The sequence below is a fragment of the Aeromonas sp. L_1B5_3 genome (assembly GCF_963866575.1).
Lineage (GTDB): Bacteria > Pseudomonadota > Gammaproteobacteria > Enterobacterales > Aeromonadaceae > Aeromonas > Aeromonas jandaei.
The window spans coordinates 1-26,354 of sequence record NZ_CAWMDN010000090.1; the positions used below are offsets into that span (position 1 = coordinate 1).

General features: G+C 57.5%; 21 protein-coding genes, 1 pseudogene and 1 riboswitch. Of the genes and pseudogenes, 13 read left to right on the forward strand and 9 right to left on the reverse strand.

From position 1 onward, the window contains the following. Nucleotides 1-65: 65 nt before the first annotated feature. Nucleotides 66-974 (forward strand): annotated as a pseudogene (locus AACR93_RS05495) (IS630 family transposase); the annotation flags it as partial. A gap of 176 nt (nt 975-1,150) precedes the next feature. Here AACR93_RS05495 and AACR93_RS23140 read toward each other — a convergent pair. The 6 genes from AACR93_RS23140 to AACR93_RS05520 all read right to left on the reverse strand — a co-directional run bounded on the left by AACR93_RS23140 (nt 1,151) and on the right by AACR93_RS05520 (nt 5,877). Continuing rightward, nucleotides 1,151-1,405, reverse strand: a complete 255-nt coding sequence (locus tag AACR93_RS23140; protein WP_082044067.1) for a helix-turn-helix domain-containing protein — start codon at nt 1,403-1,405, stop codon at nt 1,151-1,153. After that, complete coding sequence (locus AACR93_RS05500; protein ID WP_081050801.1) at nt 1,375-1,560, reverse strand: helix-turn-helix transcriptional regulator; 186 nt, start codon at nt 1,558-1,560, stop codon at nt 1,375-1,377. The genes AACR93_RS23140 and AACR93_RS05500 overlap by 31 nt, the downstream gene beginning before the upstream one ends. Nucleotides 1,561-1,692: 132 nt before the next feature. Beyond that, complete coding sequence (locus AACR93_RS05505) at nt 1,693-2,508, reverse strand: DUF6387 family protein (RefSeq protein ID WP_156152912.1); 816 nt, start codon at nt 2,506-2,508, stop codon at nt 1,693-1,695. A gap of 59 nt (nt 2,509-2,567) precedes the next feature. Beyond that, nucleotides 2,568-3,797, reverse strand: coding sequence for a tyrosine-type recombinase/integrase (locus AACR93_RS05510; protein WP_043850220.1), 1,230 nt, complete (start codon nt 3,795-3,797; stop codon nt 2,568-2,570). 154 nt (nt 3,798-3,951) lie between these two features. Further along, the gene (locus AACR93_RS05515) at nt 3,952-4,128 is read right to left on the reverse strand and encodes a hypothetical protein (RefSeq protein ID WP_156152913.1); all 177 of its coding nucleotides are present in this window, start codon (nt 4,126-4,128) and stop codon (nt 3,952-3,954) included. 471 nt (nt 4,129-4,599) lie between these two features. After that, entirely contained in the window at nt 4,600-5,877 is a 1,278-nt protein-coding gene (locus AACR93_RS05520) for a cation:proton antiporter (protein WP_041209649.1), read from the reverse strand. 204 nt (nt 5,878-6,081) lie between these two features. Between AACR93_RS05520 and metH the strand changes: the two genes are divergently transcribed. Both metH and rimK read left to right on the forward strand, forming a co-directional pair. Further along, nucleotides 6,082-9,777, forward strand: coding sequence for a methionine synthase (gene metH / locus AACR93_RS05525; RefSeq protein ID WP_043850221.1), 3,696 nt, complete (start codon nt 6,082-6,084; stop codon nt 9,775-9,777). Between the two features lie 230 nt (nt 9,778-10,007). After that, entirely contained in the window at nt 10,008-10,904 is an 897-nt protein-coding gene (gene rimK, locus AACR93_RS05530; RefSeq protein ID WP_033112532.1) for a 30S ribosomal protein S6--L-glutamate ligase, read from the forward strand. A 50-nt stretch (nt 10,905-10,954) separates the two neighbouring features. On the opposite strand, the gene AACR93_RS05535 is transcribed toward rimK, so the two are convergent. After that, nucleotides 10,955-12,223, reverse strand: a complete 1,269-nt coding sequence (locus tag AACR93_RS05535; RefSeq protein ID WP_043850222.1) for a sensor histidine kinase — start codon at nt 12,221-12,223, stop codon at nt 10,955-10,957. Next, on the reverse strand, nt 12,220-12,888 hold the full coding sequence (locus AACR93_RS05540) for a response regulator transcription factor (protein WP_042032226.1): 669 nt from the start codon (nt 12,886-12,888) through the stop codon (nt 12,220-12,222). Before AACR93_RS05540 ends, AACR93_RS05535 begins: the two co-directional genes overlap by 4 nt. Before the next feature lie 88 nt (nt 12,889-12,976). Between AACR93_RS05540 and AACR93_RS05545 the strand changes: the two genes are divergently transcribed. The 10 genes from AACR93_RS05545 (at nt 12,977) to thiH (ending at nt 23,536) form a co-directional block, all read left to right on the forward strand. Next, complete coding sequence (locus AACR93_RS05545) at nt 12,977-13,399, forward strand: hypothetical protein (protein WP_043850223.1); 423 nt, start codon at nt 12,977-12,979, stop codon at nt 13,397-13,399. 84 nt (nt 13,400-13,483) lie between these two features. Then, on the forward strand, nt 13,484-13,969 hold the full coding sequence (locus AACR93_RS05550; RefSeq protein ID WP_043850224.1) for a hypothetical protein: 486 nt from the start codon (nt 13,484-13,486) through the stop codon (nt 13,967-13,969). Between the two features lie 259 nt (nt 13,970-14,228). Beyond that, nucleotides 14,229-15,692, forward strand: coding sequence for an aerolysin family beta-barrel pore-forming toxin (locus AACR93_RS05555; protein WP_167335509.1), 1,464 nt, complete (start codon nt 14,229-14,231; stop codon nt 15,690-15,692). Between the two features lie 185 nt (nt 15,693-15,877). Then, on the forward strand, nt 15,878-16,393 hold the full coding sequence (locus tag AACR93_RS05560) for a MerR family transcriptional regulator (RefSeq protein WP_005342946.1): 516 nt from the start codon (nt 15,878-15,880) through the stop codon (nt 16,391-16,393). Nucleotides 16,394-16,469: 76 nt separating this feature from the next. Beyond that, nucleotides 16,470-16,582, forward strand: a riboswitch (TPP riboswitch). Between the two features lie 280 nt (nt 16,583-16,862). After that, a complete protein-coding gene (gene thiC / locus AACR93_RS05565; protein ID WP_043850225.1) occupies nt 16,863-18,854 on the forward strand; it encodes a phosphomethylpyrimidine synthase ThiC in 1,992 nt (663 codons plus the stop codon). Then, nucleotides 18,851-20,458, forward strand: coding sequence for a thiamine phosphate synthase (thiE, locus tag AACR93_RS05570; protein ID WP_043850226.1), 1,608 nt, complete (start codon nt 18,851-18,853; stop codon nt 20,456-20,458). Before thiC ends, thiE begins: the two co-directional genes overlap by 4 nt. After that, nucleotides 20,448-21,224, forward strand: a complete 777-nt coding sequence (locus AACR93_RS05575; protein ID WP_043850227.1) for a HesA/MoeB/ThiF family protein — start codon at nt 20,448-20,450, stop codon at nt 21,222-21,224. Before thiE ends, AACR93_RS05575 begins: the two co-directional genes overlap by 11 nt. Further along, nucleotides 21,221-21,427 (forward strand): sulfur carrier protein ThiS, encoded by a 207-nt coding sequence (thiS, locus tag AACR93_RS05580; RefSeq protein ID WP_043850228.1) that lies wholly within the window; start codon nt 21,221-21,223, stop codon nt 21,425-21,427. The genes AACR93_RS05575 and thiS overlap by 4 nt, the downstream gene beginning before the upstream one ends. Nucleotides 21,428-21,512: 85 nt before the next feature. Continuing rightward, nucleotides 21,513-22,280, forward strand: a complete 768-nt coding sequence (locus AACR93_RS05585) for a thiazole synthase (RefSeq protein ID WP_043850229.1) — start codon at nt 21,513-21,515, stop codon at nt 22,278-22,280. 35 nt (nt 22,281-22,315) lie between these two features. Beyond that, a complete protein-coding gene (thiH, locus tag AACR93_RS05590) occupies nt 22,316-23,536 on the forward strand; it encodes a 2-iminoacetate synthase ThiH (protein ID WP_043850230.1) in 1,221 nt (406 codons plus the stop codon). A 567-nt stretch (nt 23,537-24,103) separates the two neighbouring features. Here the strand turns inward: thiH and AACR93_RS05595 are convergent. Beyond that, entirely contained in the window at nt 24,104-25,897 is a 1,794-nt protein-coding gene (locus tag AACR93_RS05595) for a retron Ec67 family RNA-directed DNA polymerase/endonuclease (RefSeq protein WP_043850231.1), read from the reverse strand. Between the last annotated feature and the right edge of the window lie 457 nt (nt 25,898-26,354).

Consider the following 26,354-nt stretch of genomic DNA (forward strand, 5'->3'; position numbering starts at 1 on the left):
GGATGTTATTACGTGATCGCATGAATGTTATTGAGCGATCGCCATGCGTGGGAATATGCAGTTGCACGGTCACTGATGTTCATCACCTTACCGGCGCTGCTCGCTCGACCATCGGCCGTTGGCTTCGATGGTATCGAGATGAAGGCATAGATGCGCTAGAAGCCTTACCGGCTGGCCGTGCCCCAGTCTTACCTGTTGCCAAGATTGTCACTTTACTGGTGCTGCTCATGCAGTTTTCTCCGCAAGATTTTGGTTATCAGCGCAGCCGCTGGTGTACCGAACTATTGGCTATCAAAATCAATCGGTTAACAGGCCTCAATATGGCAGCCTCCACGCTCCGTCGATGGTTACCGCGTATGGGCATTGTCTGGCGAAGGCCCGTGCCGACCTTGCGGATAAAAGACCCAGCCTATCAGGAGAAAATGGCGGATATCGACGCTGCGCTGGCCCGCTGTGATGGCGATAATCCGGTGTTTTATGAGGATGAAGTCGATATAGACCTCAATCCCAAATTAGGGGCCGACTGGATGTTCAGAGCGCAGCAAAAGCGGGTTGTCACACCGGGACAGAACGCCAAACATTACCTGGCAGGCGTTCTCCATGCAGGCAACGGAAGAGTGCTTTACGTCAGTGGGATAAAGAAAAACTCATCCTTGTTTATCGCCATGCTGGAAAAGCTACGTCACCACTACCGACGAGCCAAAACCATCACGCTGATCCTCGATAACTACATCATTCACAAAAGCAAACAGACCGAGCGATAGTTGAAGAAAAACCCTAAGTTCTGCCTGGTATTCCAGCCAGTTTACAGTCCTTGGGTTAATTACATAGAACGGCTGTGGCACAAGTTGCATGAAACCATCACGCGCAATCATCAATGCAGAGGGATGGCCAACCTGCTGGCTCGAGTGAAACACTTCATGGATACCGTGTCTCCTTTCCCGGGGAATGGCTATGGCACAGCAAAGGTGTAGCACTATTAGGATCAGTTATTTAGCGGTTCAGGTGATCACCGCAGACAGCTACCCCCCGTCATTTATGGTCGGTCGGTTTTTATGTGGCGGTTTCTGATTCAGAAAAAACGGCTTCAATGTTCCAGTTTGTTACATTAAGTGCCAAATAAAGGAGGCGATTGCCTCCTATTGTTGCTTCAGTGTGCCGTTAACCAAGCTTCAATCTGCTGCCTGGTCCATCCCATGATCCGCCCGTTGTTATGCTTAAGCGGCGCGGGTAGTTTGGATAATTCTAGCCAGCGATAGATCGTGGTTCTTGAGCATCCCAGCACTCGTTGCAGGTCTTTATGCTTGAGTATTGGTTGCAGCGCGCCGCTATCTGCAGCGGCTAAACTGCGATAGCTAAACGGAGCTCTAGCCATTATTGCCCCTCCATCAGCTCTGCTACCCATTTCTGGTAAACCGATTCAGGCCACCCTACGGTTTTACCGTGAACCTTAATCGGTTCAGGAAATACGCCATCGCGAACCCATGCCCACAGGGTTCGACGATTGCGTCCTACAAGTTCACAAACTGCTGTAATGGATAGGATTTTTTGAGAAATCATTGCTCACCTCGTCTCGTTTGATTTGATAGAGGCAATGTTAGCGAGACGGATTTTTTACACCTCCGAAAAACAGACAGATAAAATTTCGGGAAGTTGGTTCAAAAGCGAGCAGAGTATTTGTAACTTACTGTTTTAACTAAATTCATGTTTGACAATCTTAGTTCCATGTCCCTGATCACACCATCTTCTGATGGCATCTTGATAGTCATGTTCGGCAAATTTAAGTGCATTTGGCCGCCGAGTATCACTGATGTGCTTGGCTGTTATTGGATTGTCTGGATTGCCCAGGTGGCTGGGGTACAGGATGTCAGCTAATTGCTCATCCGTGTATTGGAAGCCTTTATGGCGAGCCCAGAGCATCAAATCCAGCATTGGAATGATGTTTTGTTCAATGATGTTCTTGATGATGCTGTTGCGCTTAGATTGATTTGGCTTTGGATAACCAAGTTGTTCCCGCCATATAGGGAGTAATGCCTTCAGGTCGGCAAGAATATCCTCATCTGCAGCGCTGAGATCAATGTTATTCAGCACTTGTGTTACATGATGTGGCATTGCAGCCGCGACACTGGCATGCAGGTTAACCAAAGCTGGCTCCCCGTTAGCAAACCTATCTTTTTCGTCCTGAATTGTTGCAGGAAACTGCTTTTCTATCAGTTGATGTATGTTGTCCAACTCCATAATCGAGATGGGCCGAATGGATTGAGACGGTGGCAATTGAGCATCGGATTGTGCCTCTAAAACACGGTTTCGTGGTTCATGAAACAAACAAATCTGACCAGAGGCTAGTCGTGTAATCAGGTTTGATAGATCGCAAAAATGCGTCAACTTATAGGCTCTGTAAAAGGCTTCTTCACATAGTTGGTTGTTCGTTACTTCCAGTAAAACCGCGTATGAATCTAGTTTGAACCAAGTTGGGGAGTGGCGGGTTCGTTCTTTTCTTGTCGCCATGGATGAGCCCTTGAATATAAATAGTGCGATAAAAAGTTGTTGGATTTACATACAGTTGATTATTGTCTACCTGCATGGCGAAGGGGGGTGACATTATCGCAGGTGGGGCAATCCCAGATCATTGACTGCCATAGTTCCAGCGCAACTTTCTGTTCTGACAGGCGATGATCATGGATGTAGTGGCTCATTACACCTTTAAGGCTATGGCCCGAGATGATCTCGATAACATGGGGCGCAATACCTGCTGCAGTGAGATGGGTGGCTAGAGAGCGTCGCAGGTCGTGAAAGGTCCAAAAGGGGGTGTGACCAAGCCGCACGGATAATTTATGGCCATAGGTAGACACAGTATTCAGTTTCTTCAGCGAGCCGAGGAGATAGTTGGTTTTGTTCTGTTTCGCTTGAGCGATTAGTTCGGCTATCACTGGTTTGATCTGTTCTGGTATGGCGCGAACAATCTTGTGATTTGTTTTTGAGTGTTCGATTGGAACAGTCCATGTCCCAGCGGACAAGTCCCACTCCGTGATATGAGATTCCCGTACTTCTCCCGTTCTCGCGCCAAAAGTCAGTAGCAAGAGCGATAGTGCACGATAGTAGGAGTTGGAGGAGGGGCTTTTTATCCACTCCATGAGAGTGTGGATTTCCGTGAGGCTTAGAACACGATCCTTTTTCCCACCTCGTTTACCTACATCCGCAATGGTCAGGTCATTGAGTGCGTCGGAGAATGCGTAGCGCCGAACACGGCAATACTTCAGTGCTTGTTTTGAGATCTGGAAGAGCATGCCAGCAGAAACAGGCGCCTGCTTGTTGCATGCATCAAAGACCACCAGCCAGTGTCTGGCTTCACAATCGACTAGGGGGAGATCGCCTATCTTGGGAAAGAGCCACTTTTGGAACAGTTGCCTGATTTTTGGGGAGTTCTTCCTGTTCTGGGCTGCGTAGTTATCAAGCCAGTAACAAATCGCATCTTTTACCGTCACTGGTTTTAGCCGTTCTTCTTTGGCCAGTTTGAGCATCAGTGCTGGATTGTGGCCAGCGGCTAACCATCCTTTGCACTGTTCTGTCTTTCGACGAGCTTCTTCAAGGTCGATCCCTGCGTTGTTGTTGGTGAACTTCCCCAGGGTGACTTCCAGATTTTTGCCATCGAAGCGATAGCGAAAGACAAAGCTTACCTTTCCGCTCGGATGCCAGAACGCATTTAACCCATCTCCGCGGTCAACCTTCCGGATTGGCTTGGAGCCATCATGCTTGGTGCCAAGCATTTTTCTGAGCGAGGTGATCCCTAGTGCCATTTCAAAACCCCACTAAACCCCATAAAAAACCCCACATATGTATCCCTAACTGATATCACAACCCATCACAAGATAGGACGATGATTCTCACTGGGCCTTATATATCATGGGGCTTTAGGAGGCAAGGCGGGTTTTCTTTGGACGAGGCGAAACGTCAGTTGAGGTCTTCGATGGAGAACTCGCCGGCGATACCATCACAGGAGATGGCGAAGCCGCCGCTGAAGCGGGTGCTGAACTGGATCAGAAACGCATCGTAGTCGTGCTCTTGCACGGGCAGGTTGATGGGTTTGCTGCGACGCAGGGGTTTACGAGTTTGTACGGTTTTCATCATGGTATTTCTCTATATAAATTAAGTAATTGCTCCTTGTGTTGGCAAATGTCAGGTCAATGAGTGCGTGCAACGGTGTTGTTGGCGTGCGCGCAGGTATACCCAGCCCGTTCGCGGGCCTCTGCTCTTGCAAGGTGCAAGGAATATGCGGTTGTGCATAGTTCAAATTGAGTGGGCAGAGCGGGTCTGCACCGTGAGAGCCGGGCAACGCAGGCGGACAGCCTGAACGGTTCTCAGGGCGAGTAAATCAGAAGAAGGTTATGCGGGTACTGACAGGATTCATCGTGAGGTGAAGCATTGCAGGGCAAACATAAACAGGGCTGATTAACTAGCCGGCGCGCATTCTCTCCTCGAAATGAATAAAAAGCAAACAATTATTTTCGGCTGTTTGGCTGGGCCTTGTCCGGCACAGGTTTGCCAGCAACAAAAAGGGCTCCCGCAGGAGCCCTTTTGCATCTGTCAGCCAGTGGATGATCAGTAGTCGCCGTTGGCGCGTTTGGCGGCTGCGATCATCGGAGTGATGGTCATGCCCTGCACCACGATGGAGAACATCACCACCGCGTAGGTCATCACCAGGATCACCTGACGCAGGTCGACACCGTGGCTCGGGATCATCATGACGCCGGAGGGGAGCGCCAGTGCCATCGCCATGGCCAGACCGCCGCGCAAGCCACCCCAGGTGAGGATCCGTACCGAGAAGGTGTTGTAGGTGCGGAACTTGCGGAAGGCCATGTAGGGCACCGAGACGCTGATGAAGCGGGCGGCGAGGCAGAGCGGCACCGCGATGACCAGCAGTACCCAGTCATGCCAGGAGAGTTCCAGCAGTACCAGCGCTAGACCGATCAGCAGGAACAGCAGGGCGTTGAGGAACTGATCCATCAACTCCCAGAAGTGATCCAGGTGGTGGCTGCTCTGCTCGGAGAAGCCCACGTTCCGAGTCCAGTTGCCGATCATGATGCCGGTCACCACCATGGCCAGAGCGCCGGAGACGCCGATCATGTTGGCGAAGGCGAAGCCGGCGGTCGGGATGCAGAGGGTGAGCAGCAGCTCCAGCGAGCCGTCGTCGGTGGCGCTGATCATCACGTGAGCGATGACGCCCAGCACGACGCCGAACAGGATGCCGCCGAGGGCCTCATGCAGGAACAGGCCTGCCACGCTGCCGAAGGTGGGCTCGACGCCGCCGAAGGCAACGGCAAACACGGTAGCGAAAATAACGAGGCCGACACCGTCGTTGAACAGGGATTCCCCTTCGATCTGGATGGCGATCTGGGGCGGCGCCTTCATCTTCTTGACGATGGCCAGTACGGCGATGGGGTCGGTGGGGGAGATGAGCGCCCCGAACAGCATGCAGTAGACCAGCGGCAGCTCCCAGCCCAGCAGCTTGGCGATGAACCAGAAGCCGTAGCCGATGATGAAGGTGGAGAGCAGGGTGGCAATAATGGCCAGAATGGTGATCTCCCACTTCTGGCTACGCAGCGCCTTGAGGTTGATGCCAAGACCACCGGCAAACAGCAGGAAGCCCAGGATCCCCTTCAGCAGGAAATTCTGGAAGTCGATGCTCTCCATAGTTTTGATGGCAAGAGGCTCCAGATTGAACCATCCCAGTTTACCGAACAGCACCAGCAGCGCAGAGATCAGCATGGAACCGGCGGTGATGGCGATGGTGGTCTGGATCTTCACAACATACTGGTTGGCAAAGGCAATAAAGATCGCCAACGCTGCCAGAAAACAGAGTGTGTAGTAGACGCTCATAGTTATTTTTTACTCGTAGATAGATAGCAAGCACGTATCCCCATGCGGGACGGGCATAGGGTACTCTCGGGGTCTATGTTACTCATTACCTATAAATGAGTATATGGCTGCGATTTTGGACTGATAGACGGCTAGATTTCCAATTCGCTGGTTTGCTGTTAGGATGCTGTTTACGCAGTTGCACGGATGTAAGAGGAACACGCGGTGGCGAATGAAAAGTCGAACAGAAAGTCGGATGTGACAAACAAGCTGGAAGCCTGTCTCAAGGAGCGGATCCTGATCATCGACGGGGCCATGGGCACCATGATCCAGAGCTACAAACTCGGGGAGGCGGACTACCGCGGTGAACGGTTTGCCGACTGGCATACCGACATCAAGGGCAACAACGATCTGCTGGTGCTGACCCGCCCCGCCGTCATTCGCGAGATCCACGAGCAGTATTGCGCCGCCGGTGCCGACATCCTCGAAACCAACACCTTCAACGCCACCCGCATCGCCATGGCCGATTACGAGATGGAAGATCTCTCGGCCGAGATCAACCGCGAGGCGGCCCGTCTAGCCCGCGCGGTAGCGGACGAGTGGACGACGAAGGAGCCCCACAAGCCGCGCTTCGTGGCAGGGGTCTTGGGGCCGACCAACCGCACCGCCTCCATCTCGCCGGATGTGAACGATCCGGGCAAGCGCAACGTCACTTACGACCAGCTGGTGGCCGCCTATACCGAATCGACTCATGCCCTGATCGAGGGTGGCGCCGACATCATTCTGATCGAGACCATCTTCGATACCCTCAACGCCAAGGCGGCCGCCTTCGCGGTGGATCTGGTATTCGAGGAGCTGGGCTACAGCCTGCCGGTAATGATCTCCGGCACCATCACCGACGCCTCCGGCCGCACCCTCTCCGGCCAGACGACCGAAGCTTTCTACCACTCGCTGCGCCACGTCAAACCTATCTCGTTCGGTCTCAACTGTGCGCTCGGGCCGGACGAACTGCGGCAGTATGTGGAGGAGCTGTCGCGCATCAGCGAGACCCATGTCAGCGCTCACCCCAATGCCGGTCTGCCCAATGCTTTTGGCGAGTACGATCTGGATGCCGCCGAGATGGCGGAGCATATCCGCGAGTGGGCCCAAAGCGGTTTCCTCAACATGGTTGGCGGCTGCTGCGGTACCACTCCGGCCCATATTCGTGCCATGGCTGGCGCGGTTGCCGGCATCAAGCCACGCGCTTTGCCCGAGTTGCCGGTGGCCTGCCGCCTGTCGGGTTTGGAGCCGCTGATCATCACCCCCGAATCCATGTTTGTGAACGTGGGGGAGCGCACCAACGTCACCGGTTCGGCCAAGTTCAAGCGGCTGATCAAGGAGGGGCTCTACGACGAGGCGCTCGACGTCGCCAAGCAGCAGGTGGATAACGGCGCCCAGATCATCGACATCAACATGGATGAGGGGATGCTGGACGCCGAAGCGGCCATGGTGCGCTTCCTCAACCTTATCGCCGGCGAGCCGGATATCGCCCGGGTGCCGGTGATGATCGACTCCTCCAAGTGGGAGGTGCTGGAAGCGGGCCTCAAGTGCGTGCAGGGCAAGCCGGTGGTCAACTCCATCTCCATGAAAGAGGGGGAGGAGAAGTTCATCCAGCAGGCCAGATTGCTGCGCCGCTACGGTGCCGCCGTCATCGTGATGGCGTTCGATGAAGCGGGTCAGGCCGACACCCGCGCCCGCAAGTTCGAGATCTGCCAGCGGGCCTACCGCATTCTGGTGGAGCAGGTCGGTTTCCCGCCGGAAGACATCATCTTCGATCCCAACATCTTCGCGGTGGCGACCGGTATCGACGAGCACAACAACTACGCGGTGGACTTCATCGATGCGGTGAAGGACATCAAGGAGAACCTGCCCCACGCCATGATCTCCGGCGGTGTCTCCAACGTCTCGTTTTCATTCCGTGGCAACGAGCCGGTGCGGGAAGCGATTCACGCCGTCTTCCTCTACCACGCCATCAAGAACGGCATGGACATGGGGATCGTCAACGCCGGCCAGCTCGCCATCTATGAAGACATTCCGGCCGAGCTTAAAGAGAAGGTCGAGGCGGTGGTGCTCAATCTCAATGACAACGCCACCGAGGAGCTGCTGGCCATCGCCGAGAAGTATCGCGGTGCCGGTGCCCAGGCCGAGGATCCTCGGGATCAGGCGTGGCGCTGCTGGCCGGTGGGCAAGCGGCTGGAACATGCGCTGGTCAAGGGGATCACCGATTTCATCGAAGAGGATACCGAGGAGGCGCGTGCTCAGGCCGAGCGGCCGCTGCACGTCATCGAAGGGCCGTTGATGGATGGCATGAACGTGGTCGGCGATCTGTTCGGCGCCGGCAAGATGTTCCTGCCGCAGGTGGTGAAATCGGCGCGGGTGATGAAGCGGGCGGTGGCCTATCTGCAGCCCTATATCGAGGCGGAGAAGTCGGGTGGTTCCAGCAACGGCAAAATCGTGCTGGCGACCGTGAAAGGGGATGTGCACGACATCGGCAAGAACATCGTCGGGGTGGTGCTGCAGTGCAACAACTTCGAGATCATCGACCTCGGGGTCATGGTCCCCTGCGAGACAATTCTCAAGACCGCGCGGGAAGTGGGGGCCGACATGATCGGTCTCTCCGGTCTCATCACCCCGTCGCTGGACGAGATGGTGCACGTGGCCAAGGAGATGGAGCGCCAGGGCTTCAAGCTGCCGCTCTTGATCGGCGGCGCCACCACCTCCAAGGCCCATACCGCGGTGAAGATCGAGCAGAACTACTCGGAGCCTGTGGTCTATGTCTCCAACGCGTCTCGTGCGGTCGGGGTGGCGCAGAGCCTGCTCAGCCCGGATCTCAAACCTGATTTCGTCGCCCGTATCGACAAGGAGTACGAGATCGCCCGCGAGCAGCACGCCCGCAAGCAGCCGCGCTCGCGCCCCATCACACTGGCGGAGGCGCGTGCCAACCGCCATCAGCTGGACTGGGCTGGCTATGAGCCGCCCAAGCCCCGAGAGCCGGGTGTGCAGAAGTTCGAGAACGTGCCCATCTCGGTGCTGCGCCCCTACATCGACTGGACGCCGTTCTTCCTCAGCTGGGAGCTGGCGGGCAAGTTTCCGCGCATCCTCGAAGACGAGATTATCGGCGAGGAGGCGACCAGGCTGTTTGCCGATGCCAACGCCATGCTGGATCAGCTGGAAAAGGATCAGAGCGTGCGCTGTGCCGGCATCATCGGTTTGTTCCCGGCCAATGCGGTGGGGGACAGCATCGAGGTCTACAGCGACGAGTCGCGCAGCGAAGTGAAAAAAGTGCTGCACCACCTGCGTCAGCAGAGCGAGAAGCAGGGCTTCCCCAACTACTGTCTGGCGGACTATGTGGCGCCGAAAGAGAGTGGCAAAGCTGACTGGATCGGTGCCTTCGCGGTGACCGGCGGCATCGGTGAGGAGGCTATCGCCAGGGCCTACAAGGCGGATCACGACGACTACAACGCCATCCTCATTCAGGCGGTATGTGACCGGTTGGCGGAAGCCTTTGCCGAGTATCTGCACGAGCAGGTGCGCAAAGTGCACTGGGGCTATGCCCCCGAGGAAGCGCTCAGCAACGAGGAGCTTATTCGCGAGAACTATCGGGGCATCCGTCCGGCGCCGGGTTATCCGGCCTGCCCGGAGCACACCGAGAAGGGCACCCTCTGGGAGCTGCTGGATGTCGAGCAGGCCATCGGCATGCAGCTCACCGAATCTTACGCCATGTGGCCGGGGGCTGCGGTGTCGGGCTGGTACTTCTCCCACCCCGAGAGCAAATACTTCGCGGTGGCGCAGATCCAGCAAGATCAGGTTGAGGATTACGCCGCCCGCAAGGGGATGACGCTGGCTGAAGCCGAGCGCTGGCTCGCCCCCAATCTGGGGTAACGAGAGAGCCAATCAGCTCGGTCTTTGAGCGAAAACGGCGGACTTTGCGAGCAGCCTCCGGAGGGGGCGTAGAGCCGCCGTTTATTGTTTCACCGCGCCGTGCTGATTGGGCAGGCTTCTGCGTTATTTGGCTTGTTGTCAGGAGAAACAATTGGCGTTGTCTTGGCGCTGTGGCACCTTATACTCTCCCGCCCCATCCTGCCCAGGCATAGCCTTCTAGCGGAATTGTCATGAAGATCGCCATTTTATCCCGTGAGCCGAAAAACTACTCCACCCGCCGTCTGGTCGAGGTGGCACAGGCGCGCGGTCATCAGGTCGAGGTGCTCGACACCCTGCGCTGTTATATGAACATCGCCTCCCACAACCCCTCCATTCACTACGAAGGACGGGAGCTGGAGAGCTATGACGCGGTGATCCCCCGCATCGGGGCCAGCATCACCGCCTACGGCACCGCCGTGTTGCGCCAGTTCGAGATGATGAACACCATGGCGCTCAACAGCTCGGTGGCCATCAGCCGCTCCCGCGACAAGCTGCGGGCGATGCAGCTGCTCTCCCGTCACGGCATCGGTCTGCCCATCACCGGTTATGCCCACAGCACCCACGACGTGCCCGACCTCATCACCATGGTGGGCGGTGCGCCGCTGGTGGTGAAGCTGCTGGAAGGTACCCAGGGGATCGGCGTGGTGTTGTGCGAAACCCAGAAAGCCGCCGAGAGCGTGATCGAGGCCTTCATCCAGACCAACAACAACATTCTGGTGCAGGAGTATATTCGCGAGGCCAACGGTGCCGACATCCGCTGTCTGGTGGTCAACGGCAAGGTGGTGGCGGCGATGCGCCGTCAGGCCCAGCCGGGCGAGTTTCGCTCCAACCTGCATCGGGGCGGCACCGCCGAGGCGATCCGGATCACCCCGGAAGAGCGCGCTACCGCGGTGCGCGCTGCCAAGATCATGGGACTGGATGTGGCGGGAGTGGATATTCTGCGCAGCGCTCGCGGTCCGCTGGTGCTGGAGGTCAACTCCTCTCCCGGCCTGCAGGGGGTCGAGGCGGCTTCCGGCAAGGATGTGGCGGGCAAGATCATCGAGTTCCTCGAGCTCAAGGGCGGGCGCAAGCACAAGCCGGTGGAGTGATCCCGGATTTGCATCAGCCAAAAAACAGGGCGCCTTCGGGCGCCCTGTTGCTATCTGGTTGGTGCCGCAGCGCCCTCACCCTCTCCAGGAGGGAGAGGGAACTGTTCGGCAGCGATCATCGCCAGCCTTGCGCTGAATACGCCACCCTCCAGCCGGGTCTCAATTTGCCAGCCCAGCTTCTCGCAGATGCGCTGGATGATGGTGAGGCCGCAGCCGTAACCGAGGATCTGATCCGGCGCGGCCGCAGTCGGGTTGCTGATGGTGAGCACAGGGCCGCACAGCTCGATATCGATATGGCCCTCGGCGTAGCTCAGGGCATTTTTCAGCAGGTTGCCAAGGGCGATGGCGAGCAGGGAGAGGGGGGAATCGACCTCGCTCGCCTCGTCCAGCACCAGACGGATATCGAGTGCTTCTCGCTGCAGCAGCGGGGCGAGCCGGGCCAGCTCCTGGCGGATCAGCGGCGCCACCTGCTGCTTCGGTCGCTCGACCTCCTCCTTGCGGCCCAGCAGCAAAAAGGTCTCGGTGAGCAGCGCCATCTCGTCGGCGGCGGCGCGGATGCGGGTGACGGCGCGCTCGGCGGGGGCGGGCAGATCGCTCACCTTGCCGAGCAGGGCGGCCGAGCCCTGGATCACCATGTTGGGAGTGCGCAGCTCGTGGCTGGCAAAGCGGCTGAACTCCTGCTCGCGGGCAAAGACGGCGCTCACCTCCTGCTTGCCGGCCAGCAGTGCCAGCTCGATATCCCTGAGCTCCTGCCAGGGGGCATCGGGGATGAAGTCCGCCTGATCCGGGGTGAGGTGGGCGACCCTGTGTTGCAGCCGCTGCAGCGGCCCGGTGATATGGCGTACCAGCCAGATGCCGAAGCCGAGACAGCCCAGCAGCAGTGCCAGCCCGATCAGCCGGGTGGCCAGATGCAGCTTGTCCTCGTAGGGATCGAGGTAGTCATCGGCATCGTCGTTGAAGACCAGATAGAGCATCCCCTTGCCGGAGGGGTGGCGTGCCACCAGAAAGTGTTTGTCCTCCTTGCCCAGCTGGTGCTCGAAAAAGCCGGGGGTCTGGTAGGGTTGCAGCCACTTGGGTAGGCGTCCCGACTCGGTCCAGTAGCTGGAGAACTGGCGCGGGCTGGGCGCCGCCGCCGCGGCCCCGAGGCGCAGCCAGTCGTCGCTGTAGCGGGTTACTTCCGCCTCGAGCCAGTGGCGCAGACTGAGCTCCTCCATCTTGTCCTCGGCCACCATCATCAGGCCGGATAGCAGCACCAGCAGCACCACGCCGGCTCCGCCGAGCGCCATGATGAGCCGGTGGCGCAGGCTCGGCAGGCTCATGCGCTCACCAGTCGGTAGCCCTGACCGTGCAGGGTTTCCAGCATGGGGGTGGGGAAGGGTTTGTCGAGGGTGTTGCGCAGGGCGTAGATGTGGCTGCGCAGGGCGTCGGAGTCGGGCTCCTCCTCTCCCCAGACGGTGTCGAGCACCTCCTGACGAGTGACGATGGCCGGCGCGCGGCGAGCCAGTAGCGCGAGGATCTGGAACGGGATCTTGCCGAGCTTGAGGGGAACGCCGGCACGGGTCGCCTGACCGCTGGCGGCATCGACGGTCAGCTCGCCAAAGGTGATGGCACCGATGTCACCGCGGGGGCCGCGCAGGCTGAGGGCTTGCAGCCGCACCTCCAGCTCCTCCATGGCGAAGGGCTTGACCAGATAGTCGTCGCCACCGGCCTTGAAGCCTGCCAGCTTGTCTTCCAGACTGTCGCGTGCAGTGAGAAACAGCACCGGGGTCGAGATCCCCTCTTCACGCAGGCGGGCGACCGTGCTGAGCCCGTCGAGACGGGGCATCATCACATCCATGATGATGACGTCGAAGCGCTGTTCGGCCAGCAGTTGCAGTGCCGCCTGACCGTGATAGGCACAGTCCAGCCGGTGGCCGGCCAGCTCCAGATAATCCATGATGGTTTCTGCCACCTGAGGATTGTCTTCCACTACCAAAATCTTCATGCTTTGTACTCCTGGTTGGTGAGCAGCTTCACGCTCTTTTCACACCGGATACATCATCCTGTCGCCAGTGTAACCCCGAGGATCCACGATGAAGAAGTCTCTCTGTGCTCTCCTGCTGCTGATCTTGCTGCCGCTCGGATCTGCGCAGGCTGCCGAATTCAAACTGACCGGCCGCACCACCTGGCAGCTTGGCCAGCTGATGGTCAACGGCATGCCGTTCGTGATCGACGATCAGACCCGCTTCAAGGATTGGCTCAACGAAGATGATCTGGGCGGCACCTGGGTCGAGATGAAGGGGGTGGTGGAGAACGGCGTGCGCTATGTGCGCAAGGTCGAGGCCCTCGATGAAGATGACAAAGACGAGATGGATCTGGAAGGGCCGGTCGAGGGCGGACGGATCTGGGGCTACACCACCTCGGACAACAGCCTCGCCCCCTTCGAGGGGCGCTGGCTCGAGTTGGAGTGCAAGTTTGACGGCATGCGCCTGAGCCGCTGCCACGAGGACAAGTAACCCGATCGCCGCTCCAGATTCGCAATGTTCCTGAATGAAGCCCATGCTTATCCGGCATGGGCTTTTTGTTCAGGGACGAACGACATGGAACAGAGAACAAAGTGGTGTGCGTGGCTGTATGGTTTGCCGCTCTGTGCCGCGCAGGCGATTGCCGACGAACTGTGGCTGGTGGAGCTGGAACACGATGACGGCATCCATCTGCAATTTCAGGGGGCCGAGGTGGAGCGGGGCAGCGCTCCGGTCTGGCGACAGGGTGAACCCTGGGCAGAGCCCCTGCGGCCGGGTGATCGCCTCTCCCTGCTGGTCGCCGACGGGGTGGCCACCCGGATCGAGCTGCTGACGGCCAGATCGCCGGCGGGATCCGGGCAGTGGCAGCGGGCAGAGGATCGCCTGCAATCCTTCGACGGCCAGCGTCTGGTGCTGGCAAATCTCGGCACTTTTCCTCTCGACCGCAACATACGCTGGGTCAACGGCTCGGCTGCCGATCTCCATGAAGGGAGTGCACTGGTATTGGTCCGTTCTGCCGATGGAATATTGCGGAGAATTGAAGTGATCAATCCGGAAGAGTAATTCAGCATCTTCTTATTTAATAAGGGGTCACCATATTGTGGCAGGCATTAAATAATGCCTGCCACAATTTTATGATGTATTTCTCAATAAAGTCATCGCTCTAATTATTTTTCCTTGTCACATATATTTCGTTTGTCATCGATGAATTTTGGTGGTTTATTTTATTTCAGACAGGGTTCATTGGAGTTCGTGCCTGTCAAATGAAAAGGGATATTTCAGAACAATAACAATTATCGTATGTCTGAAAGAGGAATAAATGATGAATAAATTAATAACAGCCAATCTTGCGCTGTTTGCATCTTCATTGATGCTTATTCAGGCTCAGGCGGCTGAACCCGTCTACCCTGACCAGGTTAAGTGGTATGGTCTGGGAGAAGGGGTCTGCGCCAGTGGCTATCGGCCTCTTACCCGCGATGAAGCCATGAGTATCAAGGGCAACCTGGTTGGTCGCATGGGCCAATGGCAGATTACCGGACTGGCCAATCGCTGGGTAATCATGGGCTCTGGATATAACGGGGAAATAAAACAGGGAACGGCAGGGGAAACATGGTGTTATCCCACATCGCCAATATCTGGCGAAATTCCATCTCTCTCTGCCTGGAATATTCCTGCTGGTGATGAAGTTGATGTGCAATGGCGAATGGTGCATGACAATGATTACTTTATTAAGCCGGTAAGTTATCTGGCCCATTATTTGGGATATGCCTGGGTAGGCGGCAATCACAGCCCCTATGTAGGTGAAGATATGGATGTCACCAGACTGAGCGATGGCTGGTTGATTAAGGGCAATAATGACGGTGGCTGCTCCGGATATCGTTGCGGAGAAAAGAGCTCCATCAAGGTAAGCAACTTCTCTTATACCCTGGAGCCGGACTCCTTTACCCACGGCCAGGTCACCGAGAGTGGCAAGCAGCTGGTCAAGATGATCACTGCCAATGCGACCAACTACACGGATCTGCCCCAGCAGGTGGTGGTGACCCTGAAGTATGACAAGGCTACCAACTGGTCGAAAACCGACACCTACAGTCTCAGCGAGAAGGTCGGCATCAAAAAGACGTTCCAGATCCCGCAGGTTTCTAGCACTGAATATTCGGTCGAGATTTCTTCTACCCAGAGCTGGGCCGAGCAGAAGGGTGGCTCGACGACCGAGACAGTATCGGTTGAGGCACGCCCCACGGTGCCGCCACACTCCAGCGTGCCGGTGCGGGTTGCTCTCTACAAGTCCAATATCTCATACCCCTATGAGTTCAAGGCCGAGGTCAACTATGACCTGACCATGAAGGGGTTCCTGCGCTGGGGTGGCAATGCCTGGTATACCCATCCGACCAATCGCCCCACCTGGGAACACACCTTTGCCATCGGCCCGTTCCGCGACAAGGCCAGCAGCATCCGTTACCAGTGGGACAAACGCTATATCCCGGGTGAAGTGAAGTGGTGGGACTGGAACTGGACCATCAGCGAGTATGGCTTGTCGACCATGCAGAGCAACCTTGGTCGCGTGCTGCGCCCGATCCGCTCGGCAGTGACCGGTGACTTCTATGCCGAGAGCCAGTTTGCCGGCGACATAGAGATTGGTCAGCCCCAGAGCGGTTCCACGAAGGCTGCCCAGCTGCGCAGTGCCTCTGCCGAAGGGGTTGCCCTCACCGCGCTGGAGCTGGATCAGGCGACGCTCGCCAGCGAAGGGTTTGGCAATGTGACCCTCACCGTGACTCCGGTGCAATAACCCTCAATAACAGGCCTCCTGATGGAGGCCTGTTCTCCCTTTCAGCACCTTCTCCGGATTGTTACCCGACGATGCTGCTCGCTCATGATGGCGTTAAGCGAAATGGTGGTGGTCAATCCGCAGGAGGTGTTGACCCGTCTACGATAGGCGGGTTTATCCTCTGCCTGCTGGATGAAGGAACCCCTATGTTGACGATTACCCGGCTGGCCAGAGAACTGGGCCTGAGCCGTACCACCCTGCTCTATTACGAACGTCTCGGTCTGCTGCTGCCCGCCCTGCGCGGGGAGAACGGCTATCGCCGCTATGGCGAGGCCGAGCTGGAACGGGGGCGGCAGATCGCCAGCTTTCGCGCCATGGGGCTGCCGCTCGAAGAGATCGGCACCCTGCTGGCAGCGAGGCAGGAGAGCCACTCCTGCCTCGATGGTCACCTGCTGCGACTGGAGCAGGAGATCGCCGAGCTGAGGCGTCAGCAGCGGGCCATCATCCTCTATCGCCAACAGACACACGAGGAGATCCCCATGGTAGACAAGGCTCGCTGGGTTGCCATCATGCAGGCCGCAGGCATGACCGAAGAGATGATGCGCAACTGGCACATCCAGTTCGAGAAGATGGAGCCGCAGGCCCATCAGGAATTCCTCGAATCCCTGCAGATCCCCGCCGCGGAGATCGCCGCCATCCGCACCTGGTCGCGCGGGGAGTAACCCGTCTGACCACAGCACAAGCCATTACCCCATATTGTTAACGGCTTGTGCTTTAGATTTTCCCCCTTATACTGGCGCCATCTTGTCGGAGTGCTGACCGTCGAACGACGCGAAGCTGAGACCGTTAATTCGGGATCCGTGGAACCTGATCAGGTTAAAACCTGCGAAGGGAACAAGGGTAACTTGCGGGTTACCGCGCCGGAGGAGGAACAAGCCTCTTCCGCTCATCGAAGGGATCACCCTTGATGGGTCAGGGCGCACAGGAGGGAGTCTGTCCCGTCCGGTTGTCCAGCACGTGGGGCGCCTTGCCCACAGCGTGCAGAGAGCGGGAAGTGGCAGAACAGCAGCGCGGAGATCCATCCCGCGCGCACTCCCTCCCGAGATAAACACCCCGCCGCAAGTTCATCTTCTCCTCGAACTCCAGACAAGCAAACACCCATAACTTCAACCAGTTAATGTGAGTTTTGCTATGTCTACTTCCGTATCTGATATCGCCAAATCCAGCCGCCGCGAGCAGCGCTCCAGCGCCCAGGCCTTTATCGACAGCCTCAAGGGGATGGCTCACCCCAACTCCCGCCGCATCTTTATCGAAGGCTCCCGCGCAGATATCCGTGTCCCGCTGCGGGAGATCCAGCTGGCCGACACCTTCGTCGGCGGCACCAAAGACGATCCCAAGTTCGAACCCAACGAGCCGGTGCCGGTCTACGACACCTCGGGTCGTTACGGGGAGGAGGGGGTCGCCATCGACGTGCGCCGCGGCTTGCCGCGCCTGCGGGAGAACTGGGTGCTGGAGCGGGATGATACCGACGAACTGCCGGGGCTCAGCTCCACCTTCACTCAGGAGCGGCTGGCCGACGAGGGGCTGGATCACCTGCGCTTCGAGCATCTGCCCAAGCCGCGCCGTGCCAAGCCGGGTCGCCGGGTCACCCAGCTCCACTACGCCCGCGCTGGCATCGTCACTCCCGAGATGGAATTTATCGCCATTCGCGAGAACATGGGGCGCGAGCGGGTGCGCTCTGAACTGTTGCGTACCCAGCATCCGGGCCGCGATTTCGGTGCCCGTTTGCCCCAGAACATCACCCCCGAATTTGTGCGTGATGAGGTGGCCGCCGGTCGCGCCATCATCCCCAGCAACATCAACCACCCGGAAGCGGAGCCGATGATCATCGGCCGCAATTTTCTGGTGAAGATCAACGCCAACATCGGCAACTCGGCGGTCACCTCCAGCATTGAGGAGGAGGTGGAGAAGCTGGTCTGGTCGACCCGCTGGGGCGCCGACACCGTGATGGATCTCTCCACCGGCCGCTACATCCATGAGACCCGCGAGTGGATCCTGCGCAACAGCCCGGTGCCCATCGGTACCGTGCCCATCTATCAGGCGCTGGAGAAGACCAAAGGCATCGCCGAAGACCTCACCTGGGAGCTGTTCCGCGACACCCTGCTGGAGCAGGCCGAGCAGGGGGTGGACTACTTCACCATCCATGCCGGCGTCCTGCTGCGCTTCGTGCCGATGACCGCCAAGCGCCTCACCGGCATCGTTTCGCGCGGCGGCAGCATCATGGCCAAGTGGTGTCTCTCCCACCATAAAGAGAACTTCCTCTACCAGCACTTCCGCGAAATCTGCGAGATCTGCGCCGCCTATGACGTGGCCCTGTCGCTGGGCGATGGTCTGCGTCCGGGCTCCGTCTATGACGCCAACGACGAGGCCCAGTTCGCCGAGCTGCGCACCCTGGGCGAGCTCACCAAGATCGCGTGGGAGTACGACGTGCAGGTGATGATCGAGGGGCCGGGTCATGTGCCGATGCACATGATCGAGCGCAACATGACCGAGCAGCTGGAGCATTGCCACGAGGCGCCGTTCTATACGCTGGGCCCGCTCACCACCGATATCGCCCCCGGTTACGATCACTTCACTTCCGGCATCGGTGCGGCGCTCATCGGCTGGTACGGCTGCGCCATGCTCTGTTACGTCACCCCCAAGGAGCATCTGGGGCTGCCCAACAAGGAGGATGTGAAGCAGGGGCTGATTACCTACAAGATCGCCGCCCACGCCGCCGATCTGGCCAAGGGTCACCCGGGCGCCCAGATCCGCGACAACGCCATGTCCAAGGCGCGCTTCGAGTTCCGCTGGGAGGATCAGTTCAATCTTGCCCTCGACCCCGACACCGCTCGTGCCTACCACGACGAGACCCTGCCGCAGGAGTCCGGCAAGGTGGCCCACTTCTGCTCCATGTGCGGGCCCAAGTTCTGCTCCATGAAGATCACTCAGGATGTGCGCGACTACGCCGCCAAGCTGGAGGCGGTGGAGATCAAGCTGGTCGGCATGGACGGCCAGCAGGAGCAGGTAGTGGCTCAGGTGGAGAGCGGCATGGCCCGCATGGCGGAAACCTTCAAGGAGAGCGGGGGCGAGATCTATCATCAGGCGGCGGCGCTGAAACAGGCCGCAGGGGAGGAGGCGTGAGCAGCGCAAGCGGGGCTGTCAGCCCCGCCGATCTGCTGCCTGTGACGGACTCCCGCCCAGTTGTCTGGACCATCGCCGGTTCCGACTCCGGCGGTGGCGCCGGCATTCAGGCCGACTTGCACACATTGCACGACCTCGGCGTGCACGGCTGCTCGGTCATCTCCGCCATCACAGCCCAGAACTCGGTGGCGGTGAAGATGGTCGACCCCGTGCTGATGCAGACCTTCACCGCCCAGATCGACGCCCTCGGCGTCGATCTGCCGCCTGCCGCCATCAAGATCGGCCTGCTGCCGACCCGGCTCCATGTGGAGGTGCTGGCCCGCCGACTGGCAGCCACCCCGGCCCCCTTCGTGGTCTACGACCCGGTGGCCATTGCCAGCACCGGCACCCCGATGGCGGAGCCCAATATGCTGGAGGCGGTGCGCGAACAGCTGCTGCCACGTCTGTCGCTCATCACCCCCAACGGCCCCGAGCTGGAAGCCCTGACCGGCTTGCCGGTCAGCAGCCCCGAGCTGGTGCGCCTCGCCGCCCGCCGTCTGCACGAACTCGGTGCCCGCGCCGTGCTGGTCAAGGGCGGCCATCTGGAGTGGAGCGGCGATCTCTGCCTCGACTACTACCAGGATGAGCAGCGCGAATTCTGGCTGGTGGCGCCGCGCCTCGATACCCGCCATGGCCATGGCACCGGCTGCTGTTACGCCAGCGCCATCGCCGCCGTGGTTGCGCAGGATTATCCGGTAGAGGATGCCATCACCCTCGCTCGAGCCTACCTGCAACAGGGGCTGGCGGCGGCGCAGGGGGTGGGGGCAGGCCCGGGCCCCATCGCCCATCTCGGCTGGCCAGCCGATCTGGCTCACTTCCCCCGCGCCGTGCTGGCGGGATCACCGCTCGACCGTCGTTTCGGGCTTTATGAGGCGAGTGGTGCCCGTCTGCCGCAGGGCCCCTTCGCGCCGACCGAACAGCATCTGGGCCTCTATCCGGTGGTCGATTCGGTCAAGTGGCTGCGCCGCCTGCTGGGGGCTGGGGTCAAGACCATCCAGCTGCGGATCAAGAATCTGCCTGCCGCTCAGGTGGCACCGGCCATTCGCGATGCGGTAGCGCTCGGTCGCCGCCATGGGGCGCGACTGTTTATCAACGACTACTGGCAGCAGGCCATCGAGGCGGGCGCCTGGGGCGTGCATCTGGGGCAGGAGGATATGGAGACCGCCGATCTCGCCGCCATTCAGGCGGCCGGGCTGCGCCTTGGCATCTCAACCCACGGCTACTTCGAGCTGATGCGGGCACGCGAGCTGGCCCCCTCCTATATGGCGCTGGGTCATATCTTCCCGACCAACACCAAGGCAATGCCTTCGCGCCCGCAGGGGCTGGTGCGGCTGCACCGCTACCGCGCCCTGATGTGCGACTGGCCGACGGTCGCCATCGGCGGCATCAGCGAGGAGCGGGTGGCTGCGGTCAAGGCAAGCGGGGTCGGCAGCATTGCGCTGGTCTCGGCCATCACCGCCAGCGATGACTGGCAGGGGGCGACCGAACGGCTGCTCGAGGCCGTGGGAGCGGGGGATGAGCCATGCTCGGCCTCTGCCATAAGGGAGGTGGAACATGCTCTCTGATGTTGAGTATCTGCGATACGGCCGTCAGCTGATGCTGGCGGAAGTGGGTGAAGAAGGGCAGGCACGGCTGAAAGATAAGTCCGTGCTGATCGTCGGCCTCGGCGGGCTCGGCTCGCCGCTCGCCCTCTATCTGGCCGGGGCCGGGGTGGGCACCTTGTGGCTGGCCGATGGCGATACAGTCGATTCCAGCAACTTGCCGCGCCAGATCCTGTTCGACTCCGAGGCAGTCAACCACTCCAAGGCGGAGCTGGCCCGCGAGCGGTTGGCCGCCCACAACCCGCTGGTGGAGCTGATCGCCATTAACCAGCGGCTCGATGCCGCCAGCCTGCCGGAGTTTGTGGCCGAGGTAGATCTGGTGATCGACTGCTGCGACAACCTCGCCACCCGCCAGGCCATCAACGCCGCTTGCGTGGCTCAGGGCAAACCCTGGATCTCCGCCGCCGCAGTGGGTTGGCAGGGGCAGCTGATGGCGCGCACAGGTACGGAGCACGCCTGCTACGCCTGCCTCTATCCGCTGGATACCCAAATTGCCGAGCGCTGCGAGACCAGCGGCGTCACCGGTCCGCTGGTCGGGGTGATGGGCTCCTTGCAGGCGCTGGAGGCATTGAAACTGCTGCTCGGGATGCCTAGCCCGGTCGCCGGCACATTGCGCCGCTTCGATGCTTTGACCCATCAGTGGCAGACCCTCACTCTGGCTCCCGACCCCGATTGCCCGGTTTGCGGGCCGCGCCGATGCGCGACACACGATAAGGAGATCACCCCATGACTCTCACCATTCGACTCAACGATAAAGCCCAGCCGCTGGCGGCAGGGCAGAGCGTGGCCGACCTGCTGGCGGCGCAAGGGGTCAATCCCCAAGGGGTGGCGGTGGCCCTTAATGGCGCCGTGCTGCCCCGTGGCCGCTGGGCCGAGACCCGTCTCAATGACGGGGACAAAATTCACCTCTTTACCGCCATTGCGGGAGGCTGATCTATGATGCTTGCGATCCTATCTTCGAGCGTTCTGCCTTGCGGCGGAACTTCATCTCTTCTTACCACTGTGGCGGGAGGCTGACATGCTGACCATTGCCGATCACACCTTCTCATCGCGCCTCTTTACCGGCACCGGCAAGTTTGCCCGCCCGGAACTGATGGCCGCCGCCATCGAGGCGAGCGGCTCCCAACTGGTCACCATGGCCATCAAGCGGCTCGAACCGGGCAAGGCCCACGACGATATCCTGAGCCCCTTGCTGCAACTCGGGGTCAAGCTGCTGCCCAACACCTCCGGCGCCAAGACCGCCGCCGAGGCGGTGTTTGCCGCCCACCTCGCCCGCGAGGCGCTGGGGACGAACTGGTTGAAGCTGGAGATCCATCCCGACCCGCGCTATCTGCTGCCTGATCCCATCGAGACGCTGAAAGCTGCCGAACAGCTGGTGAAAGAGGGCTTTGTGGTGCTGCCCTACTGCGGGGCCGACCCCGTGCTCTGCAAGCGGCTGGAAGAGGTGGGCTGCGCCGCCGTGATGCCGCTTGGCGCCCCCATCGGCTCCAATCAGGGTCTGGTGACCCGGGAGTTTCTCTCCATCATCGTCGAGCAGGCCAATGTGCCTGTGGTGGTGGATGCGGGGATCGGGGCACCGAGCCACGCCGCCGCCGCCTTTGAGCTGGGCGCCGATGCTGTGCTGGTCAACACCGCCATCGCGGTGAGCGGCGATCCGGTCGCTATGGGCCGCGCCTTTGCGCTGGCCTGCACCGCCGGTCGCAGCGCCTATGAGGCGGGCCTTGGCGCCCGCGCCCTGCTGGCCCAAGCCTCCAGCCCGCTCACCGATTTTCTGGGGGCGTTATGAGTCATGATGCTGGCGCGGGGCAAGAGCCAATCGCCATGCCCTCTTTCTCGGTTTCTCCCGAGGCTGATGTGTTTAGCCCCCCTCTCCCTCTGGGAGAGGGGCTGGGGGTGAGGGCACTGGGTGTAAGGGCTAAGGAGCCTACCTTTCTCGACCGTTGGCAGGAGCTTGATTGGGACGATATCGGCATGCAGATCCGCGCCAAAACTGCCGCCGATGTAGAGCGGGCGCTGAGCGCACCGCGCCGCACTCTAGCCGATTTTATGGCGCTGATCTCCCCTGCTGCCGAAGCCTATCTGCCGCAGATGGCAGCCGAGGCCGAGCGGCTGACTCGCCAGCGTTTTGGCAACACGATCGGCTTCTATGTGCCGCTCTATCTGTCGAACCTTTGCGCCAACGACTGCACCTACTGCGGCTTCTCCATGAGCAACCGCCTCAAGCGCAAGACCCTGAATGCAGAGGAGATTGAGCGTGAGTGTCTGGCCATCAAGGCGCGCGGTTTCGACAGCGTGCTGCTGGTGACCGGCGAGCACGAGCACAAGGTGGGGCTCGCCTATTTTCGCGAGGTGATGCCCATCATCCGCCGCCACTTCAGCACGGTGGGGATGGAGGTACAGCCCCTCTCGCAGGCCGAATATGCCGAGCTGAAAAGCCTCGGTCTCGACGCCGTCATGGTCTATCAGGAGACCTACCACGCCCCCACCTACGCCCGCCACCATCTGCGTGGCAACAAGCGGGACATCGCATGGCGCCTCGCCACGCCGGATCGGCTGGGCCGCGCCGGTATCGACAAAATCGGCTTGGGGGCGCTGATCGGTCTCTCCTCGGACTGGCGCGCCGACAGCTACTTTGTCGCCGAGCATCTGAGCTGGCTTGAGCGCCACCACTGGCAGAGCCGCTACTCGCTCTCCTTCCCGCGCCTGCGCCCCTGCACCGGCGGGCTGGAGCCTGCCGTGGTCATGTCGGATCGCCAGCTGGCCCAGCTTATCTGTGCCTGGCGCCTCTTCTCGCCCACGCTGGATTTGTCGCTCTCCACCCGCGAGTCGGCCACCTTCCGCAACGGCGCGGTGCGCCTTGGCATCACCCAGATGTCGGCCGAGTCGCGCACCCAGCCGGGTGGCTATGCCGAGGGGGATAAAGAGGAGCTGGAGCAGTTCGCCATCCACGACGACCGCCCGGTGGGGGAGGTCGCCGCCGCCGTGCGGCAGGCCGGGTTGCAGCCGGTGTTCAAGGACTGGGAACCGTTTTTGGGTCGTTAACGACGGTTACAGCTGTGGTAACAGACTGCGGCAAGCAGATCGGAGGGGCAGATCCCCGCCACTGCTTGCCGCTTTGCTTTGTTTGCTCCAACAAGATTGTTTCATTGGTGCGACGATGGGTCTTGATTTCGTTTCGCTAGTGCAAAAATCGCAGCTGCTGCTCAGCTTATCGAATGGGCCATTGCGACCATAAGCAGTGGCCGATTTGGGGTAAGATTTGTGCCGGTTGCTACTATGCAGAACATGTTTATGCGAACAGTCGTAGGGTCGATTAGCCGTCAGGCGTAATCGTCCGCTCCGTGTGATATGTGATGAGTGAAACGGCACGGCTACGCCGTGCACGACGCGAGGCCGCTGGCCTCGAAGGTGGTTAGCCCGCCCTTCGGGCCGGGGATCGTGATTTTGGAAAGACCCAAAGTCACTCCCTTGGTTTATTCCACGCGGTGGATTTGAACAAGCAACTGGTACAAACATAATGTTATGGAGCCTATGTTGTGTGGCTCCTCGGTAGTGCAGTAAAAATTTTGGCGCTTGATAAATACATTATGAAAATAATACATTAAACGTTTAAGCTTTTTTTAAACGAGCTTTTAGTCGTTTAATTTGCTGTTGCTTATAGAGCTTCAAATAATCTTTTTGAATTGCCTCAATGACGTTGAAAATAACATTGAAGCCAGAGAAGTCTATAGTTTCTTTTTTCTTCTCGATAACAGCAGTTGCAAATATGTTTTTGCCATAAAACTTTTCATTTGAGTAATCATTTTCAGTAGTAAAGCTTTTTCCTGCAAGTTTTACCGAGAGAACTGAGTCATCGAATAGATCTTCTATCGATGTATCATTTTTCTTTTTGTTTGGAATGATAAGAAGATATAAGTTACAACAGACGTGCACATAGAGTGCTTTTTTCAATGATGGTATGCCATTTAAAGTTGTTTCACCATCTGAATTTACTAGTCGACATTGGCCTTCCTTTTGAAGGCTACCGATTATTTTTGGAAGGCCATCATCGTTATCAAGGATGATTATTGTTGGTCGTTTTGGCTCGGGTGCTTGATAGCTAGAGTAATTCTCTCGATAGTTTTTTATAAAGTCAGATAAGTATGGGGTTCCTCCATTTAGTGATAAAAGATATTTTGTTCTTCTTGTGTATTTGAAAAACTCAAAGTTAGCTAGGCCATCTTTGTCAACTAGTGATGGATGTAAGTTATGTAATGACTTTATCGCACAACGAAGATATATGATATCGGTTTTACCCTCACAAATAATAGTTGTCTTTTCATTGCCATAAAAATTCTTGTAGAATAAAAACCGGCTGAAAGTTTTCTCTCTGCTACTGAATAGTGGCGCCTTATTACTTCCATGTTTTGCTAGCACATATAATGGATTTGTTTTTATAGGTTTTCTTATTTTGTTTGAATAGTCGATTTGGTCAATAAAGTTTAGTTGTCCATATAACTGAGATAATGTGCCTGGTTTTGCTTTCTCATTGTCATCAAGTATGTAGTAAGTCCCAGTCCTAAATAGAGATTCACATTTTGCTCTAACGCCTTTCCAATACTCTTTTCTTACATTTACTTTTTTGTTAACTATTAGGCCGGTGACATCTTGACGTGATGTATGATATTGAATTCTTGTTTTTATTGAATTTATCTCAAAGCCAGAACGGCGAATTTCTTGTCGTAGTTTTTTCCCTATCACATAATCATCGTTCTCAATTCTGGCTAGCGACGTTGGAAAAATATATTCTCTTGTTGAAAATGTTATGTCATCAGCATATCGGGTGTAAAAACACGAATGTCTGCTAGCTAGTTGAGAAAGTCTAATATCTAAGGAGTGTGTTATTAAATTACTTATAATTGGTGAGCAAGGACTACCCTGAGGCAAAGAGTTATTATAGCAAGCTATTTGAGCTATTACGGTTGCAATATCCGGATGAAGTTCAAATTTTTTATTTTTAATAAAAAAGCCTCTAACTCTGCCAAAGTTAAAGCAATCAAAAAAATCTTTTAAGTCTATATTTAAAACATTCTTTTTGTTTTTATGACATGACGCATTTGTATATATAGATTTCTCTCTCATAAATCCATGGGAGAGGTTAGACGTGCGTTCATCTTCACTTGTCATTTCCTCTAGGCAATCTTGCAATATTAAAGATAGTTTCTTTTGTATTATCTTTAATTCTCGTTGAGGCGCGAAAATTGTCCTTTCCCCACCTTTCTTTTTAGGGATTTTAAATTCAGAGTATAAGCTGGAAACTTTCTTTCTATACAATGCGTTGGTTAGTGTGGATGTGTTTATATCTAAAATTTCTGCCAAGTCTTTTTTTGTTTTGGCATTTTGGAGATTTATAAGAATGGACACCGATTCCTCCGTAGATAGTGGCTTATGGGCACTCCTACGCAAGCGCGCGACATCTCAGCGTGGTGCTGATATCGCTTAGGGGGCAGTCCAGCGGACATTATTTTCACAGACTCCGAAACAAAGTCAAAAATCTGCCCATAAGCCAAGCAGGAGCATACCGTAAAGGAGGGATGTGATAAATAAGAGACTTCCTATACGTGACGAAGATCATGTTTTTATATGTTGTGTCTTGGTGGGAATAATGAAATATGCACGTCTTATTCTTGGTGTAAGTTAGTTAAAATAAAGAGTGGAATGTTGTTTCCCCATCATATTACTGGTGTGGATTTGTTATTTGTAGATGTTCATGTTTTAGCGTTTTTATTACTGGATTTAGCTTGTTGTAATAAGGGAGTAGATATGCGCATCAAGATGCTGTCCATGAAGAAAGATGCGATTTCTAAATAACTGATCCCAA

Excerpts from the sequence above, each read along its gene's own strand:
- AACR93_RS05555 (WP_167335509.1), top strand. The coding sequence starts at position 14,229 with ATGAATAAATTAATAACAGCCAATCTTGCGCTGTTTGCATCTTCATTG.
- rimK (WP_033112532.1), top strand. The coding sequence starts at position 10,008 with ATGAAGATCGCCATTTTATCCCGTGAGCCGAAAAACTACTCCACCCGC.
- AACR93_RS05540 (WP_042032226.1), bottom strand. The coding sequence starts at position 12,888 with ATGAAGATTTTGGTAGTGGAAGACAATCCTCAGGTGGCAGAAACCATC.
- AACR93_RS05560 (WP_005342946.1), top strand. The coding sequence starts at position 15,878 with ATGTTGACGATTACCCGGCTGGCCAGAGAACTGGGCCTGAGCCGTACC.
- AACR93_RS05510 (WP_043850220.1), bottom strand. The coding sequence starts at position 3,797 with ATGGCACTAGGGATCACCTCGCTCAGAAAAATGCTTGGCACCAAGCAT.
- AACR93_RS05585 (WP_043850229.1), top strand. The coding sequence starts at position 21,513 with ATGCTGACCATTGCCGATCACACCTTCTCATCGCGCCTCTTTACCGGC.
- thiS (WP_043850228.1), top strand. The coding sequence starts at position 21,221 with ATGACTCTCACCATTCGACTCAACGATAAAGCCCAGCCGCTGGCGGCA.
- AACR93_RS05550 (WP_043850224.1), top strand. The coding sequence starts at position 13,484 with ATGGAACAGAGAACAAAGTGGTGTGCGTGGCTGTATGGTTTGCCGCTC.
- AACR93_RS05515 (WP_156152913.1), bottom strand. The coding sequence starts at position 4,128 with ATGATGAAAACCGTACAAACTCGTAAACCCCTGCGTCGCAGCAAACCC.
- AACR93_RS05520 (WP_041209649.1), bottom strand. The coding sequence starts at position 5,877 with ATGAGCGTCTACTACACACTCTGTTTTCTGGCAGCGTTGGCGATCTTT.
- thiC (WP_043850225.1), top strand. The coding sequence starts at position 16,863 with ATGTCTACTTCCGTATCTGATATCGCCAAATCCAGCCGCCGCGAGCAG.
- thiH (WP_043850230.1), top strand. The coding sequence starts at position 22,316 with ATGCCCTCTTTCTCGGTTTCTCCCGAGGCTGATGTGTTTAGCCCCCCT.
- AACR93_RS23140 (WP_082044067.1), bottom strand. The coding sequence starts at position 1,405 with ATGGGTAGCAGAGCTGATGGAGGGGCAATAATGGCTAGAGCTCCGTTT.
- AACR93_RS05575 (WP_043850227.1), top strand. The coding sequence starts at position 20,448 with ATGCTCTCTGATGTTGAGTATCTGCGATACGGCCGTCAGCTGATGCTG.
- AACR93_RS05535 (WP_043850222.1), bottom strand. The coding sequence starts at position 12,223 with ATGAGCCTGCCGAGCCTGCGCCACCGGCTCATCATGGCGCTCGGCGGA.
- AACR93_RS05545 (WP_043850223.1), top strand. The coding sequence starts at position 12,977 with ATGAAGAAGTCTCTCTGTGCTCTCCTGCTGCTGATCTTGCTGCCGCTC.
- AACR93_RS05500 (WP_081050801.1), bottom strand. The coding sequence starts at position 1,560 with ATGATTTCTCAAAAAATCCTATCCATTACAGCAGTTTGTGAACTTGTA.
- AACR93_RS05505 (WP_156152912.1), bottom strand. The coding sequence starts at position 2,508 with ATGGCGACAAGAAAAGAACGAACCCGCCACTCCCCAACTTGGTTCAAA.